Source organism: Limnohabitans sp. MMS-10A-178 (assembly GCF_003063375.1).
GTDB lineage: Bacteria > Pseudomonadota > Gammaproteobacteria > Burkholderiales > Burkholderiaceae_C > Limnohabitans_A.
Window position 1 is genome coordinate 1,620,427 of sequence record NZ_NERY01000001.1, and the last position, 14,730, is coordinate 1,635,156.

Genomic DNA, 14,730 nt, shown 5'->3' on the forward strand with positions numbered 1-14,730 from the left:
TTCTCAAAGACTCTGTTTATTTCAATAGCTTGGCACCAAGTACCTTGGATGCCGTTTTATCAAAAGTCCAGAGCGGAGAATGGCCAGCTCGATGAGCCAAAGAAATGTGCAAACAATCCGCAAAATCTGCGGGATGATTTCTAAAGAGCTCCAACGCAATTTCGACAGATGATTCTGATTCGAATTTCAACTCTTGAGTGGAAAGCAAATTGGACAATAGTTCAATAATTTGTGATTTGTTGAATAAAAAATTTGAGCGTAAAACCCATTCAAGCTCTAGCAGCACAGTGACAGCAATAAACAGAGTTTCACCCTCTGCCAATAATTGGTGGATAAGACTTTTTGCTAAGTGGCCCTGTTGTTCATCATCTTGAATGAGGAATCTCACAAGTACATTGGTGTCTATGGCGGCCATTCAAAAATTATTTCCAAGGATTCATATCTTGCAGGGTGATTTTTTTGCCATCTGGGAGTTTGATAGCTCCCGCTAGAGACTCGATTGACTGTGACTTAACTCTGACGATGAGTACGCCATCTGGTGTGACACACCATTTGAGTTTTGCGCCTGTTTTAAGACCTGCGGCTTCACGAATATCTTGGGGGATGGTGGTTTGCCCTTTGCTAGTGAGTGTTGAGTTAGCCATTTTCATTCCTTACTTTATAAAGTTTGGTAATGATAATGTTGGAATTTGTGTCTGTCCATCTATACCCAAGCCTGAGGCGCCAGCAAACCCAGCAGATACCCGCGCAGCCATCCCAAATCGACTGGTTTGGCAATAAATTGTGAGCCTTGGGGCGGGCCTCCTCGGCTTTGCAGTTCGTTTTCGCTAAGGGCAGAGAGGGTGAGGATTTGAAGCTTGGCGAATTTTTTTTGCTGTTGAACCCGCTTGACCAACTCCCAGCCATCGACCTCTGGCATGAGCAAATCGATCAGCATGACATGCGGATTGAACACGGGCAATTGGAGCAATGCATCGATGGCGGAGGCCATGGCACAGCAGTCGATTTGGGGGTGAACAGACAGGCAAGTATCTTGCAGCAGATGGCGGGTGACGGCATCGTCGTCGACCACCATGACGCGAAGCCTGTCGTTCATGAGGCGCTCGACAGCGGGCAACTTTTGCTGCTGTGATTGGTAAATTTGAATGGATTCGAGGGAGATGCGGCGATGACCGCCCTGCGTGACCCAGGCATGAAGGATGTTTTTGTCGACCAAACTTTGGACCGTGCCGACTGACAGTTGAAGAAGTTCAGCGGCTTTGCTGGTGCCACAGCAAGCGGGGGTGGTTTGATGTGCCATGCATATCTTCTTTGTAAAACCCCAATTTAGCGTGAATTACCTTCATGCACGCTTGCAAACGCATACATTCACTTTCATTCGAAGAATTTACAAGTTTGGCCCTAAACCGTCTCCTTAGGGACTCTGGGGATGTTCCATCCGCTCATACCCGTATAGCATCCCTTGTGCAAAATGGCTTTTGCCAATGCACTGACCTGACTTTCACCTTGCACTTGCCCATGCCCATTTAAGTATTCTGTTGGAGACACACTGAATGCCCGCCCACCATGCTTTTTGGCCTAAGAGACTGCCGAACCAACTGACGGCGCCGCAAACATCTTTGTGGATGAATTTGCAGATCAGCGCTTTGCGCTACCCGCAAAAAGTGGCTCTGGTGTTCATGGGCAGAACATGGACTTATGCGCAATTGCAGCTTGAAGCTGAAATTGTGGCATCAGCTTTGCGCAAGATGGGAGTGCAAAAGGGTGACCGTGTGGTGTTGGACATGCAAAACTGTCCCCAACTGGTGATCACGCACTTTGCTATTTTGCGACTCGATGCCGTGGTGGTGCCAGTCAACCCCATGAACCGCATAGAAGAGTTGAAGCATTACATCCTAGACCCCGATACCAAGGTGGCTGTGACCACAGCAGATTTAGCCCCAGAATTGGCGGCTGCCAGCAATGCCCTAGACCCAGCTCAGCGCCTTCAGCATTTGTTGGTGACCCAATTCTCTGATGCTTTTGACCCCGTCAACACCGGGCCCGAAGAAATGCCGGCCAATTGGCACGACTGGCTCACCACGGTGCACCCTTTGCCAGCGCTTGAAGGTGGGCAAGTGCATGCTTGGGCGTCGGCCTTAAAGGGTGAAGTGTCTCTTGGCCCCGTCACGGCCCAATCGGAAGATTTGGCTGTGTTGCCCTACACCAGCGGCACCACAGGCTTGCCTAAAGGTTGCATGCACACGCATGGCACCATCATGCACAACGCCATGTCCAGTGGCTTGTGGGCCAATGGCACACCTGAAAACAAATGCTTGTGCGTTGTGCCCATGTTTCACATTACTGGCATGGTGAGTGTCATGCATGCCACTATTTTCTTGGGCGCAACGCTCATTTTGATGCCACGCTGGGACAGAGATTTGGCTGGGCGGCTTATTTCCAAATGGAAGGTGACGCACTGGACCAACATTCCCACCATGGTCATTGACTTGTTGGGCAGCGCCAACTTGGAGCAGTTTAATTTGAGCAGCTTGCAAAACATTGGCGGCGGCGGTGCTGCCATGCCAGAAGCTGTTGCACAACGCCTGATAGAACAATTTGGCCTGCGCTACATTGAAGGCTATGGGCTCACAGAAACGGCGGCACCTTCGCACTCCAACCCGCCCGATGCACCCAAAAAACAATGTTTGGGCATTCCGTTCATGAGCGTCGATGCACGGGTGGTCGATCCAGAAACTCTGAAAGAGTTGCCGCAAGGCGAGTCGGGTGAAATTGTGATGTCGGGGCCGCAAATTTTCAAGGGTTATTGGAAGCGCCCCGAGGCAACTGCCAGTGCCTTTTTTGAGCGCGATGGCAAATCGTTCTTCCGCTCGGGCGACATGGGCCGCATCGATGAAGAAGGCTATTTCTTCATGACCGACCGCTTAAAGCGCATGATCAATGCCAGTGGTTTCAAGGTTTGGCCTGCCGAAGTGGAGGCCTTGATGTTCAAGCATCCCGCTATTCAAGAGGCCTGCATTATTTCCACCAAAGACGCCTACCGAGGTGAATCAGTCAAGGCGGTGGTGGTACTGCGCAGCACTCACAAGGGCCAAGTGAGCGAGCAAGATATCATCGACTGGTGCCGAGACACCATGGCGGTTTACAAAGTGCCGCGAGTGGTAGAGTTCATCGATGCGCTGCCCAAAAGTGGCAGTGGCAAGGTAATGTGGCGCGCATTGCAAGAAGCAGAAATGACCAAGGTTTGATGTATTGTTTGTTGATGTTGCGAAAGACGCCAGCATGGGTCTGAAGCTCACTGTGTTGGATCAATCGGTGGCCATGGCCGGCCGAGGGCAAGATGAGTCTATTCGGCAAACCTTAGCGCTTGCCATTGAGGCGGAGCGCTTGGGCTATTCGCGTTTCTGGGTCAGTGAGCATCATGCGCACCCCAGCATTGTGGGCACGGCACCTGAAGTGCTCATGGCCGCCATTGCCACCCAAACTCGCAGCATTCGCATTGGCAGTGCGGGTGTCATGCTGCCACACTACGCCGCCTTGAAAGTGGCCGAGCAATTCAGGGTGCTCGATGCTTTGGCGCCAGGACGAATAGATTTGGGTGTGGGCCGTGCGCCTGGCAGTGATGGCAAAACAGCGCAGCTCTTGAACCCCGATCGGTATGCCAGTGAAAACTTTCCCCAGCAGGTGATGGAATTGCAAGCGTGGGTCAAAGGGCAGCCTTTGCCTGCGGGTCACCCCGGACATGGTGTATTTGCATACCCACAATCATCAACATCGCCTGATGTTTGGATGCTGGGCAGTTCTGACTACGGCGCTCAATTGGCAGCACATTTGGGTCTGCCTTATGCATTTGCTTGGTTTATTACCGACGGGCAGGGTGCTGACCAAGCCATGCAAATTTACCGTGAGACTTTCAGACCCAGCGCGGGACTTGAGCGGCCCAAGGCCACCTTGTGTGTTTGGGCTTTGGCAGCAGACACTGACGAAGAAGCCTGGCATCTTTTCAAGAGCCGAGCACGTTGGCGCATGGACCGAAATTTGGGTCGCATTGGCCCCATGCTGCCCCCCGAGCAAGCAGACCGCGATTACTCACCCGCTGAACAAATGGCGCTACAGTCACTGAAGGCCAATGCCTTTGTGGGAAGCGCCAAAACAGTAGCCGAAAAGTTAAGAGCCGTTGCCACACGGCTTGAGTTGGATGAATTGGCTGTCATTACCTGGACCTATGACCCCAAGGCACAGACGCATTCTTACGCACTGTTGGCCCAAGAATTTAATTTAAAACCCTCAATATTTTCAGGAGCATAAGCATGTTTGAAACCGCAATAGCAGGCAGTTTGCCTAAACCCGAATGGCTGGCCGAGACCAACAAGCTTTGGCCCAAATGGATGGCGCAAGGCGATAGCCTGAAGCAAGCCAAAGCCGACGCCACCTTGCTTTGGATCAAGGCGCAAGAAGATGCAGGCCTCGATGTGGTGGGCGATGGCGAGCAATCGCGCCAACACTTCGTGCATGGTTTCCTAGAGCAAGTAGAAGGCATTGACTTCGAAAACAAAGTAACCATGGGCATTCGCAACAATCGCTACGACGCGCAAGTGCCGCAGGTGGTTGCACCCTTGCGCTTAAAAGGTCGTGTGCATGCCTTTGAAGCGCAACTGGCACGCGCACACACCAAGAAGAAATTGAAGTTCACCTTGCCGGGCCCCATGACCATTGTCGACACGGTGGCCGATCGCTTTTATGGCGACAAAGTCAAAATGGCCATGGCCTTTGCTGAGTTGCTGAATCAAGAAGCTTTGGCACTGCAAGCCGACGGCGTTGACATTGTTCAATTCGACGAGCCAGCTTTCAATGTTTACATGGAAGAGGCAGCCGATTGGGGTGTGAAAGCCTTGGAGCGTGCTGCGCAGGGCCTCACCTGCACCACAGCTGTTCACATTTGCTACGGCTACGGCATTCAAGCCAACATCGATTGGAAAAACTCTTTGGGCCATGAGTGGCGCCAATACGAAAAAGTATTTCCAGCCTTGGCCAAGAGCAGCATTCAACAGGTTAGCTTGGAGTGTTTCCAATCGCACGTGCCCATGGATCTGATGGCTTTGCTGGAAGGCAAAGATGTGATGGTGGGTGTGATTGATGTGGCCAGCGATGTGATTGAAACGCCCGAGCAAGTGGCAGATACCATTGGCCGCGCGCTTCAGTTTGTGCCCAAGGCTCGCATCATTCCTTGCACCAACTGCGGCTTGGCACCTATGAGCCGTGAAGTGGCTGAGAAAAAACTACAAGCTTTGGCCGAAGGTGCACGAATTGCACGTGAGCGCTATCGCTGAAAAGTTTGAAATTGCATGAATAAAAAAGGCCATCGCAAGATGGCCTTTTTGTTGAACGCACACCAGTGATTACATGCGTTCAAAAATGGCTGCAATGCCTTGCCCACCGCCAATGCACATGGTGACCAAGGCATACCGGCCCTGGATGCGTTGCAGTTCGTGCAAAGCTTTGACCGTGATCAAGGTGCCTGTGGCCCCAATGGGGTGCCCCAAAGAAATACCGGAGCCATTGGGGTTGACCTTGGCGGGATCTAAACCCAAGTCGCGTGTCACGGCGCAGGCCTGTGCTGCAAAGGCTTCGTTGGCTTCAATCACATCCAAATCGTTCACACTGAGGCCTGCTTTTTTGAGGGCCAGATGTGTGGCGGGCACTGGGCCAATGCCCATGTACTTGGGGTCTACGCCGGCATGTGCATAGGCTACCAAGCGGGCCAATGGCTTGACACCGCGCGCTTTGGCAGCGCCTGCTTCCATCAGCACCACAGCGGCGGCGGCATCGTTGATGCCTGAGGCGTTGCCAGCTGTGACGGTGCCGTTTTCTTTCAGAAACACAGGCTTGAGTTTGGCCAGCTCTTCCATGGTGCAAGCAGGGCGAAAGTGCTCATCGGTTTCGTAGGCCACTTCGCCTTTGCGAGTTTTGAGCATGACCGGCATGATTTGATCTTTGAAATAGCCGGCTTGTGTGGCCCGCTCTGCGCGGTTGTGGCTTTCAACCGCCAATTTGTCTTGGTCTTCACGCGTAATGCCCCACTTGGCTGCAATGTTCTCAGCAGTGACGCCCATGTGAATGGTGTGGAAGGGGTCGTGCAGTGCACCCAACAACATGTCAATCATTTTGGTGTCGCCCATGCGTGCGCCAAAACGGTTGCTCAAGCTGGCGTAGGGCGCACGGCTCATGTTTTCTGCACCAGCGCCAACAGCAACGTCTGCGTCGCCCAACAAGATGGACTGGCTGGCTGAGATGATGGCTTGCAAACCAGAACCACACAGACGGTTTACGTTGAATGCAGGTGTGCCTTCGGAGCAGCCCGCGTTGATGGCGGCCACTCGCGACAAGTAAAGGTCTTTGGGCTCGGTGTTGACCACATGGCCAAACACCACATGACCTACATCTTTGCCTTCTGTATTGGCACGCTTAAGGGCTTCACGCACCACTTGTGCGCCCAACTCTGTGGGCGCAATGTCTTTCAAGCTGCCACCAAATGTACCAATGGCGGTGCGCACACCGCTGACAACGACTACTTCACGGCTCATTTAATTCTCCTTCGATTTCAAAAAATAGAACCCCAAACTCTGATGAAAAATGACGACAGGGGGCTGATAAAAATTCGGTCTTAATCGTATCAAGAACGTATCAAGAACGTATCAAGCTAAATTTAAGCATCGCGAACATCGCTCACAGGGTTGCTGCCAAAGTCGGTACGCGCAATGTAATTCAAAATTCTGCTTGCGGCCTCCTCTGGGGAGGTCAGTAGACCTGTTGACTTGAGTTGCTGGAAGCCATTTTGATCTGGAAATTTTTCAGGGTCTGCACTGCGCAATTGAATTTGCATATCGGTATCAATGACGCCGGGTGCCAAGGATGTCACCTTGGCGCCATGGGGTTTAAGCGCTTCATCGAGCGCTAGGCAACGTGTGAAGTGGTCCATGCCTGCCTTGGCGGCGCAGTAGCCGGCCTGAGAAGCCATAGCGCGCCGGCCCAGACCGGAGGAAATATTCACCACTTTGCGCGGCATGATCCAGTTTTCTGTAGCGCCTAAAAAGGCAGCGCACAACTGCATGGGCGCTTCTAAGCCAACGCGCAAAGCCATGGCCAAGTTGTGAGGGTCGGCTTGACTCAATGGGCCAATATTGGGAATGACGCCCGCATTGTTAATCAGGGTGGCGCTGGCGTAAGTTTTGGCGTCTTGTGCCTCTAGCCACTTCTGCAGGGCCAAACTGGCCGTGGCACCATCGGCCAAATCGTGCGTCCATTGTTCCAAATGTGCGCCTGCTTTTTGCGCGCTTTCATGCAGGCTTGCTTGTTTGTTGCGAGAAATGCAAATGAGCGTGTTGCCCGCTTGCAGCAGCTGCTCTGCAATGGCCAAGCCCATGCCGCGAGAACCACCAGTAAGGATGTAGAGATGCTGAGACATGATTTCTTTCTTTTAAAAAGGAACGCTACTTTCGAAAGCCATCCATTTTGCCGTAACTGGGTGTTTCAATTGCAATTCACGGGCATGCAGCAGCAAGCGGGGGGCTTTGGCTATTTCTTCGGGGGAGCCGTACAAGGCATCGCCCAAAATGGCGTGCCCGATGGCCATCATATGAAGACGGAGTTGATGGGTTCGACCCGTGATGGGTTTCAACTCAACTCGGGTGGCGTGATCAAGTGGCAAATGACATTTGACGCGCCATTGCGTGTGACTTGGTTTGCCTTGTTCCCAATCCACTTTGCTTCTTGGTCGGTTGGGCCAATCGATGATCAGCGGCAATTGAATGTCGTGCCAGGTTTCTGAAACATTGGGCAAACCTGCCACGATGGCTTCATAGGTTTTGTGCACCTCTCTGAGTGCAAAAGCTTGGCTTAAAACGCGTTGAATCTCGGGGCCTCTGGCCATCACCACGAGACCCGACGTCGCCATGTCGAGGCGGTGCACGGTAAGGGCATCGGGCCATTCTTGTTGGGCTCTGGTGATCAAGCAATCTTGTTTGTCTTCGCCTCGTCCTGGCACACTCAGTAAACCTGAAGCTTTGTTCAGAACGATGATTTGATCATCCACATAAACCAAATCCAAGGCAGACACGGCTCATCGACCTTGGAGTGAGCGAATCCGATTGACTTGCAGAGGCGTGACTTCTGCCGCTTGGTTGCCCCATTGAGTTCGCAAGTGGGTAAGAACGGCTGCAATTTCACGATCGTCTAAGTCGAGGATGTAAGGCGGCATGCCATAGGGTCGTGGGTTGAGTTGGGTGGCGGCAGGGTAGCCGCCATACAAAACGCTTTGAACCAAATTGGTGGGGTCATTCAAGAGAATGGCGCGGTTGTTGGCGAGTGCAGGATAGGCGCCAGGAACGCCTTGCCCTTGGGCTTGGTGGCACTGCTCACAATGCTGTTCGTAAATTTTGGCGCCCTGGCTCAACACTCTGGCTGAAGTGCTTGGTTTCTTCATTGATTCGGAGGAGGCCTTGAGTGCAATTTGCGGCGCTTTGCTGGCCATGTCTTTGAGGTAGGTGGCTACCGCATTCAGGTCTGAATCGAGCCAGTACTGCGTGCTGTGCTGCACCACCTCCGCCATGGGGCCACTTGCGATAGCTTGGTCGTTTTGCCCTGCCTTTAAAAAAAGTGCAATGTCTGCCACACTTTGGCTTGCCAAGCCAGTTTCTTTGGCGCTTGTGAGCGAAGGCGCATACCAATTGAGTACTGGCAAAAGCCCGCCTGAAAAATCATTGACTGCGCTCAATGCGCCCCATGAATTGCGTTCGCTGTGGCAGGCTGCGCAATGTGCCAAACCTTGCGCAATGTAAGCACCGCGGTTCCATTCAGCGCTCTGACGAGACTCTGGCACATAGGTGCCAGGTGTGAAAAACAAACTCCGCCACACAGCAATGGCCACAGCGGTGCCGTAGGGCCAATCTAAAGTCTCTGAAGGTTTAGGAATGGGTTTGGCATTGGCTGCAGCGGGCAATTTTTTCAAAGCTGCCAGCAGGGCATCACTGTCTTCGCGCGTGATGAGGGTGGTGTGTTGGTATGGAAAAACGGGCGTGAGCAATCGTCCATCTTTGGATTTGCCGTGGTGCAATGCACGCCAAAAATCTTGGGTGTCCCATTGACCGATTCCGTGCTGTGAATCGGCGGTGATGTTGCTGCTGTAGACCTTGCCAAAAGGCGTCTCAAACGCACGACCGCCTGCCCCAGGTGCTGCGCCTCGATCTGTATGGCACGCAATGCAATTGCCAAGAATTAAAAGCTCTTGGCCTTTGGCAACCAGCGCGACCTCACTGAGGTCGCTGCTGCTGATGTTGCTTTTGGGTGTTGTGGCGCTTGTCCAAATGTCTTGGTGGTTGTCGAGCAAGATGGCGGTGCCCAAGAGCCCCACAATGGCCACCCACAGGATGGCAAAGTTTCGCCAAAAATGAGCTGGAAACATCATGGCTGCACCTTTGAGAGTTCAGGGGCGCTGCCGCAACGCCAAGGTGCTTTGAGTGGCTCTGCCATTTTGAGGGCAGGTGAAGAATTCAAGGGCATGTTTTGCGTGGACAGCCAAGTGGCAACAGCCACCAAATCTTCTGAATTAAGTTGCTTGACAATGTCGCGCATGCAATCGGGAGATGCGGCTTTGCGCTGAAGGGTTTGCCAAGCGCCGAGTTGGGCGTTTAAATAATCGAGTGGCAAACCCAAGAGGCCTGGCACATTGGCTTGCACGCCTGTGAGTTGGGCACCGTGACAAGTGTTGCAAGCCGGCACGCCGCGGCTGCTGTCGCCTTCTAAGGCCAATTTTTTACCTTGCTGCAAGACGCGATCCGATGCGCGTTCTTTGGGTTGCACGGCTGGCGGATAAGGCAACTTGAGGTTGGCAAAATAAACCGCCATTTCTTGCAGGTAGGCATCTGACAGGGGGTCGACCAGGCGGGTCATGAGGTTGTAGTGGCGCCTGCCTTCTTGAAAGTTTTTCAGTTGGTTGAACAAGTACCCCGCAGGCTTGCCAGCAAGCCGAGGGTAATAACCATCGGGGCCTGCGCGGCCCTGTTCGCCATGGCAGGCCGTACAGGCTCGGGTTCGTTCTGCCATGTCGTCTTTGAAAGATTTGCCCTGAGCGAAAGCAGTTTGGGCAAGCATAAAAAGAAGGACTGCTAAGAAACCCAAGAACAAGACCTTGGGTATTTTTGGCAGGTGCCAAGAGAGAAATGCAAAATTCAAGGACATGCCTAAAGATACCCTGAAAAGAGCCCTCTAATGGCTCTGCCTCGATTGAAATCCAGAGATTTTCAGTTCAGGCGACAATCTAGGGTTTTGTGACTCTTTATTTCATTGCTTATGTCTGATTTTGAAGTTCGATTTGCCACCAAAAAAGAGGCGGCTGAAGTTGCGAACCTGCATTTGATCGCCAGTCGTGCCGCCTATGCAGGCCGGGTACCTGATGCACACTGGGATGCCACGCCCATGGCCAAGCGGGTGTCTTACTGGAAAGAGGCCATTGAATATGGTGAGCCTCAAGTGTTGGTGGCCTTGGAAGGCGACAGCATTGTGGGTTTTGTGGGATACGACCGCTCGCGCGATCCCAAATCTAAAAACACCACTGGCGAAATTTGGGCTATTTACGCCGACCCCGATCGTTTGGGTGAAGGTGTGGGCTTGGCTTTGTGGGATGCTGCTCGCGAAGGTTTGCTCGAAGAAGATTGCACCGATGTAACCATTTGGGTGCCTTTACTGAACGAACGCACAGTGCGCTTTCATGAACTGGCCGGTTTCAAGCGTGAGATGAACACTGCACGCACTGTGCCCATGGGCACGGTCAAGGTCGAAGAAGTTCGAATGAAGCGTTCGTTGACATAAAACCTGGGCCGCTGTGAAAATTTTGCTGGCTCCCATGGAAGGGCTGTTGGACCACAGCCTGCGAGACACGCTCACGCGTGTGGGCGGCATAGATTTGTGCGTGTCTGAATTCATCCGTGTGACCGATGCGGTGCTTCCGAGAAGGGCCTTTTACCGAGTGGTGCCAGAGTTGTTGAATGAAGGCAAAACTCACGCGGGTGTTCCTGTTAGAGCGCAATTGTTGGGCTCTGAGCCTGAAGTCTTGGCTGCCAACGCAGCGCGCTTGGCCAAGCTCAACCCTGCAGGCATTGATCTCAACTTTGGCTGCCCGGCCAAAACTGTCAATCGTCATCGCGGGGGCGCTGTGTTGTTGGACGAACCCGAGCTGATAGGTCAAATTGTGGCGGCGGTGCGTCGTGCTGTGCCGCCCCATGTGCCTGTCTCGGCCAAAATGCGTTTGGGTTTTAACGACGACTTGCGTGCTGAAGATTGTGCCCAAGCCATTGAGGCTGCCGGTGCCGATCAGTTGGTGGTGCATGCACGCACCAAGGCCCACGGTTACCGTCCGCCAGCGTATTGGGATCGCATTGCCGATTTGAGGCAGTGCGTCAAATTGCCCATGGTGGCCAACGGCGAAATTTGGACAGTGGCAGATGCAATACGCTGCCGTGAGGTGACAGGTTGTAATGACATCATGATTGGCCGCGGCATGGTGAACAACCCAGGGCTGGCGCTAGAAATTAAATTTCACGATGCCCAAGCTCAGGGTCTGTCTGTGTCCGACATGGCGCAAAGGTTTTCTTGGGAACAGCTGTGGCCTTTGATGAGTATTTTTTGGCGGCGAATGAGCTTGCATGTTGCACCTCGACATCGCGCTGGACGACTCAAGCAATGGCTGAATTACTTAAGACGACATTACCCTGAAGCGCAGCAGGCATTTGACACACTCAGGCTGATTCAAGACCCTAAGGTGATGGAGGCTTGGTTGTTGCGGCCGCTGCCAACATTTGCGCCGCAACCTCCGCTTGAAGTGCTCTCAAGCTAGTTTGCAAAGTGGCACTGGCATGCAGTGCCGCAAGCCTTTCTTCTGGCGCTTGAATTTGTTTGCAAAGCAACTCTGTTTGCGCAATTTCTTCGATCAATGATTCTTGGCAAAACACCGGGGCAAAGCCTTTGAGTTGATGCCATATCTTTTGCAACACATCAAATTGACTCGATGCAATGGCGCTGGATATCTCGGGTTCATCGCGAAGAAGGGTGCTGTTGAGCGTGTTCAAGAGTTGATGCGCACTTTGGACATCGCCCAAGTAGGCAATGGCTTTTGACATCGATAAATAGCGATGTGCCGTCATGCGCTACAACTTGCCATGAAGAAACTCTGACAACCCACCCTCAGGCTCAAAGCGATCGTTTCTGAAGTGCAGCCGAGACGGCCCTGGAAGTGCTCTCACCTGAACCGAGTGTCTTGGATCGCCAGGGTAGCAAATAACCCGCATGCCCTCGACATCAAAGGACTCTGGTTGGATCACGGGGGGTGTTCTTTGCGCAGCATCCTCGAGCGCATGGTCGACACCTTGGTAAAGACTCAAGTGAGACAAACTCATAATTTGAGGCGGCGCTAACAGAATGTCTCCCGCCCAATATTGCATCAAAGCTTGCCGCGGGCTTGCCCACAGAATTTCTGTTGTCTCGTGATTGTCTTGAATCGCAATTTGTGCGCTTGGGGCTCTTGCCAAAAAGAATCGTGTGTCGAAACGTTTGGACATCATGGCTGGCCTACGAGGCGTGATCCAACGTGACCAGGGCCTCAAGTCTGTGCAGCGCAGTTGCAGGCCGCATTCCTCTTGTGCTTCTCGCAAGGCCGCAACAAACAAACTGCCAGCATGCTCAGGCGCGATGTCGGGTTCTCCCAATTGAGCATGCAAAGCAGACAGGGGTTGATCTAAGCTGGCCAAGGCACTTGGGCTGGCATCTGCATCATCGCGTTTGCCGCCCGGAAATACAAAAGCGCCTCCCAAGTCCTTGGAGTCGGTATGCCGTTTGAGGAGTAAAACTTCCAAGCCCGATGAGCCTTCACGCAGCATCAATACGGTGGCGGCATCGCGCGGCGGGGTGTCAATGATTTTGGAGGAGATTTCCATGGCGCTTTAAATTGAGTAACATTGCAAGGCTATCAGATTGAGGTAAAAAATGAGCATTGATTTTCAAGGACGTGTCGCCATTGTCACAGGTGCAGGTGGTGGATTGGGCAAGCAACATGCGCTGGCGCTGGCCAAGCGAGGCGCTAAAGTGCTGGTGAATGACCTGGGCGGCAATGTGCATGGTGAGGGCGGCTCGGTCAGTGCGGCGCAGGCCGTGGTGGACGAAATTATCAAGGCAGGCGGCGAAGCCATTGCCAACGGCGCATCTGTAACCGACTATGAGGCGGTGCAGGCCATGGTCAAACAAGCCATGGACAAATGGGGCCGCGTTGACATTTTGGTCAACAACGCTGGCATTCTGCGCGATAAAAGTTTTTCCAAAATGGAAATTTCAGATTTTCGTTTGGTGATGGAAGTTCATGTGATGGGGGCCGTTCATTGCACCAAAGCAGTTTGGCCCATCATGCAGGCGCAAAACTATGGCCGCATTGTGATGACCACTTCTTCCAGCGGTTTGTACGGCAACTTTGGGCAGGCCAATTACGGTGCAGCCAAAATGGCATTGGCCGGCATGATGCAAACGCTTTCCATTGAGGGCGAGAAATACAACATCCGCGTCAATTCCTTGGCGCCCACTGCAGCCACGCGCATGACCGAGGGCTTGATGCCCGAAGCCGTCTTGAAAGCACTTGAGCCCCAGGCCGTGGTGCCCGCCATGTTGGTCATGGCGTGTGAAGACGCGCCCAACAGAACCATCATTTGCGCAGGTGCGGGCAGCTTTGAGGTGGCCAACATCACGCTCACGCAAGGCGTACATTTGGGCATGTCAGAAGACACACCCGAGCAGCTGTTGGCCGCTATGGCTCAAGTGAAAGACCGCCAAGGTGAGTTGGTGCCAGGATCAGGTTCAGGGCAAGGCAGTTTGGAAGTGGGCAAGGCCATGGCCGCCCACAAGGCTTAACTGAGCGTGAGCACCACGGGCGTGTGATCGCTGGGCCGCTCGTTTTTGCGAGGCAGTTTGTCGATCACACACGCTGAGGCGCGGGCTTTCAATGCAGTGCTGATGAGAATGTGATCGATGCGCATGCCTCTGTTGCGCTTGAAACCAAAGTCGCGATAGTCCCACCAACTGAAACTTTTCTCTGCTTGTTCAAACAATCGGAAACTGTCGTGCAAGCCTAAATCAATCAGGCCTTGAAGGTGCTCGCGTTCTTCGGGGGTGCAGTGAATGGTTCCGGCCAAATCCACAGGATCCCACACATCGAGATCATCAAAGGTGATGTTGTAGTCGCCCATCAGCACCAAATTTTCGTGCTTGGCCATGTCTTCTTTGACCCATTGTCTCAAGGCAGTTAGCCAGCGCATCTTATAAATAAACTTGTCGCTGTCGGGGGCCTGGCCGTTGGGGAAGTAAGCGCCAATCACGCGCACATCATCATAAGTGGCTGCAATGACGCGCGACATGTCGTCTTCAAAGCCAGGAATGTTTTTGACAATGTGAGTGCCTTCTTGTCTTGAAATGAGGGCCACGCCGTTGTAGGTCTTTTGTCCAAACCATTGAGAGTGGTAGCCAGCTTCCGTGAATGCAGCGTGCGGAAACTTGTCGTCCGTCATTTTGAGTTCTTGCAAAGCAAGCACATCGATGGCGTGCTCTGGACCCAGAGACTCTTGTGCTTTCAACCAGTCGATCACCTGTGGTAGTCGTACCGTGAGAGAGTTGACATTCCAAGTAGCAAGTTTCATG

At 52.9% G+C, this 14,730-nt stretch carries 17 protein-coding genes; 6 read left to right on the plus strand and 11 right to left on the minus strand.

Annotated elements, in window-relative coordinates; all coding sequences use genetic code 11:
• Positions 1 to 16: 16 nt before the first annotated feature.
• The 3 genes from B9Z32_RS08070 to B9Z32_RS08080 are packed head-to-tail and all read right to left on the minus strand — an operon-like array spanning position 17 to position 1,300.
• Positions 17 to 415: a PIN domain-containing protein gene (locus tag B9Z32_RS08070; RefSeq protein ID WP_108420721.1), complete on the minus strand. Its 399-nt coding sequence runs from the start codon at positions 413 to 415 to the stop codon at positions 17 to 19.
• 7 nt (positions 416 to 422) lie between these two features.
• Entirely contained in the window at positions 423 to 644 is a 222-nt protein-coding gene (locus B9Z32_RS08075; RefSeq protein WP_108421084.1) for a type II toxin-antitoxin system PrlF family antitoxin, read from the minus strand.
• Positions 645 to 703: 59 nt separating this feature from the next.
• Complete coding sequence (locus B9Z32_RS08080; protein WP_108420722.1) at positions 704 to 1,300, minus strand: response regulator; 597 nt, start codon at positions 1,298 to 1,300, stop codon at positions 704 to 706.
• Between the two features lie 253 nt (positions 1,301 to 1,553).
• Here B9Z32_RS08080 and B9Z32_RS08085 point away from each other — a divergent pair, with 253 nt between their 5' ends.
• From B9Z32_RS08085 to B9Z32_RS08095, 3 genes are read left to right on the plus strand one after another with little or no spacing between them, the layout of a single operon-like run.
• Positions 1,554 to 3,248, plus strand: a complete 1,695-nt coding sequence (locus tag B9Z32_RS08085; protein ID WP_108420723.1) for a long-chain fatty acid--CoA ligase — start codon at positions 1,554 to 1,556, stop codon at positions 3,246 to 3,248.
• Positions 3,249 to 3,288: 40 nt separating this feature from the next.
• On the plus strand, positions 3,289 to 4,308 hold the full coding sequence (locus tag B9Z32_RS08090) for an LLM class flavin-dependent oxidoreductase (protein ID WP_108421085.1): 1,020 nt from the start codon (positions 3,289 to 3,291) through the stop codon (positions 4,306 to 4,308).
• Between the two features lie 2 nt (positions 4,309 to 4,310).
• The gene (locus B9Z32_RS08095) at positions 4,311 to 5,330 is read left to right on the plus strand and encodes a methionine synthase (RefSeq protein ID WP_108420724.1); all 1,020 of its coding nucleotides are present in this window, start codon (positions 4,311 to 4,313) and stop codon (positions 5,328 to 5,330) included.
• 69 nt (positions 5,331 to 5,399) lie between these two features.
• Here the strand turns inward: B9Z32_RS08095 and bktB are convergent, their stop codons facing one another.
• The 5 genes from bktB to B9Z32_RS08120 all read right to left on the minus strand — a co-directional run bounded on the left by bktB (position 5,400) and on the right by B9Z32_RS08120 (position 10,149).
• Positions 5,400 to 6,584 (minus strand): beta-ketothiolase BktB, encoded by a 1,185-nt coding sequence (bktB, locus tag B9Z32_RS08100; RefSeq protein ID WP_108420725.1) that lies wholly within the window; start codon positions 6,582 to 6,584, stop codon positions 5,400 to 5,402.
• Positions 6,585 to 6,706: 122 nt separating this feature from the next.
• Positions 6,707 to 7,465, minus strand: a complete 759-nt coding sequence (locus tag B9Z32_RS08105) for an SDR family NAD(P)-dependent oxidoreductase (protein WP_108420726.1) — start codon at positions 7,463 to 7,465, stop codon at positions 6,707 to 6,709.
• Between the two features lie 12 nt (positions 7,466 to 7,477).
• Positions 7,478 to 8,116 (minus strand): pseudouridine synthase, encoded by a 639-nt coding sequence (locus B9Z32_RS08110; RefSeq protein ID WP_108420727.1) that lies wholly within the window; start codon positions 8,114 to 8,116, stop codon positions 7,478 to 7,480.
• Positions 8,117 to 8,119: 3 nt separating this feature from the next.
• Positions 8,120 to 9,463 (minus strand): cytochrome c, encoded by a 1,344-nt coding sequence (locus B9Z32_RS08115; protein ID WP_108420728.1) that lies wholly within the window; start codon positions 9,461 to 9,463, stop codon positions 8,120 to 8,122.
• Entirely contained in the window at positions 9,460 to 10,149 is a 690-nt protein-coding gene (locus B9Z32_RS08120) for a c-type cytochrome (protein WP_108421086.1), read from the minus strand. Before B9Z32_RS08120 ends, B9Z32_RS08115 begins: the two co-directional genes overlap by 4 nt.
• Before the next feature lie 198 nt (positions 10,150 to 10,347).
• Here B9Z32_RS08120 and B9Z32_RS08125 point away from each other — a divergent pair, with 198 nt between their 5' ends.
• Positions 10,348 to 10,866, plus strand: a complete 519-nt coding sequence (locus B9Z32_RS08125) for a GNAT family N-acetyltransferase (protein WP_108420729.1) — start codon at positions 10,348 to 10,350, stop codon at positions 10,864 to 10,866.
• Positions 10,867 to 10,900: 34 nt separating this feature from the next.
• Positions 10,901 to 11,890, plus strand: coding sequence for a tRNA-dihydrouridine synthase (locus tag B9Z32_RS08130; protein WP_108421087.1), 990 nt, complete (start codon positions 10,901 to 10,903; stop codon positions 11,888 to 11,890).
• Here the strand turns inward: B9Z32_RS08130 and B9Z32_RS14095 are convergent.
• A complete protein-coding gene (locus tag B9Z32_RS14095) occupies positions 11,811 to 12,197 on the minus strand; it encodes a hypothetical protein (protein ID WP_146179471.1) in 387 nt (128 codons plus the stop codon). The genes B9Z32_RS08130 and B9Z32_RS14095 overlap by 80 nt on opposite strands.
• 3 nt (positions 12,198 to 12,200) lie before the next feature.
• Positions 12,201 to 12,986: an NUDIX hydrolase gene (locus B9Z32_RS08135; RefSeq protein ID WP_108420730.1), complete on the minus strand. Its 786-nt coding sequence runs from the start codon at positions 12,984 to 12,986 to the stop codon at positions 12,201 to 12,203.
• Between the two features lie 49 nt (positions 12,987 to 13,035).
• Here B9Z32_RS08135 and B9Z32_RS08140 point away from each other — a divergent pair, with 49 nt between their 5' ends.
• The gene (locus tag B9Z32_RS08140; protein ID WP_108420731.1) at positions 13,036 to 13,947 is read left to right on the plus strand and encodes an SDR family NAD(P)-dependent oxidoreductase; all 912 of its coding nucleotides are present in this window, start codon (positions 13,036 to 13,038) and stop codon (positions 13,945 to 13,947) included.
• Here B9Z32_RS08140 and xth read toward each other — a convergent pair.
• Positions 13,944 to 14,729, minus strand: coding sequence for an exodeoxyribonuclease III (xth, locus tag B9Z32_RS08145; protein ID WP_108420732.1), 786 nt, complete (start codon positions 14,727 to 14,729; stop codon positions 13,944 to 13,946). The two genes, B9Z32_RS08140 and xth, sit on opposite strands and share 4 nt — an antisense overlap.
• Position 14,730: the final 1 nt, after the last annotated feature.

What these genes read in the sequence shown, in the direction of transcription:
- B9Z32_RS08070 (WP_108420721.1), bottom strand. Translation starts at nt 415, where the DNA reads ATGGCCGCCATAGACACCAATGTACTTGTGAGATTCCTCATTCAAGAT.
- B9Z32_RS08080 (WP_108420722.1), bottom strand. Translation starts at nt 1,300, where the DNA reads ATGGCACATCAAACCACCCCCGCTTGCTGTGGCACCAGCAAAGCCGCT.
- B9Z32_RS08105 (WP_108420726.1), bottom strand. Translation starts at nt 7,465, where the DNA reads ATGTCTCAGCATCTCTACATCCTTACTGGTGGTTCTCGCGGCATGGGC.
- B9Z32_RS08130 (WP_108421087.1), top strand. Translation starts at nt 10,901, where the DNA reads ATGGAAGGGCTGTTGGACCACAGCCTGCGAGACACGCTCACGCGTGTG.
- xth (WP_108420732.1), bottom strand. Translation starts at nt 14,729, where the DNA reads ATGAAACTTGCTACTTGGAATGTCAACTCTCTCACGGTACGACTACCA.
- B9Z32_RS08125 (WP_108420729.1), top strand. Translation starts at nt 10,348, where the DNA reads ATGTCTGATTTTGAAGTTCGATTTGCCACCAAAAAAGAGGCGGCTGAA.
- B9Z32_RS14095 (WP_146179471.1), bottom strand. Translation starts at nt 12,197, where the DNA reads ATGACGGCACATCGCTATTTATCGATGTCAAAAGCCATTGCCTACTTG.
- B9Z32_RS08135 (WP_108420730.1), bottom strand. Translation starts at nt 12,986, where the DNA reads ATGGAAATCTCCTCCAAAATCATTGACACCCCGCCGCGCGATGCCGCC.
- B9Z32_RS08085 (WP_108420723.1), top strand. Translation starts at nt 1,554, where the DNA reads ATGCCCGCCCACCATGCTTTTTGGCCTAAGAGACTGCCGAACCAACTG.
- B9Z32_RS08120 (WP_108421086.1), bottom strand. Translation starts at nt 10,149, where the DNA reads ATGCTTGCCCAAACTGCTTTCGCTCAGGGCAAATCTTTCAAAGACGAC.
- bktB (WP_108420725.1), bottom strand. Translation starts at nt 6,584, where the DNA reads ATGAGCCGTGAAGTAGTCGTTGTCAGCGGTGTGCGCACCGCCATTGGT.
- B9Z32_RS08095 (WP_108420724.1), top strand. Translation starts at nt 4,311, where the DNA reads ATGTTTGAAACCGCAATAGCAGGCAGTTTGCCTAAACCCGAATGGCTG.
- B9Z32_RS08115 (WP_108420728.1), bottom strand. Translation starts at nt 9,463, where the DNA reads ATGATGTTTCCAGCTCATTTTTGGCGAAACTTTGCCATCCTGTGGGTG.
- B9Z32_RS08075 (WP_108421084.1), bottom strand. Translation starts at nt 644, where the DNA reads ATGGCTAACTCAACACTCACTAGCAAAGGGCAAACCACCATCCCCCAA.
- B9Z32_RS08140 (WP_108420731.1), top strand. Translation starts at nt 13,036, where the DNA reads ATGAGCATTGATTTTCAAGGACGTGTCGCCATTGTCACAGGTGCAGGT.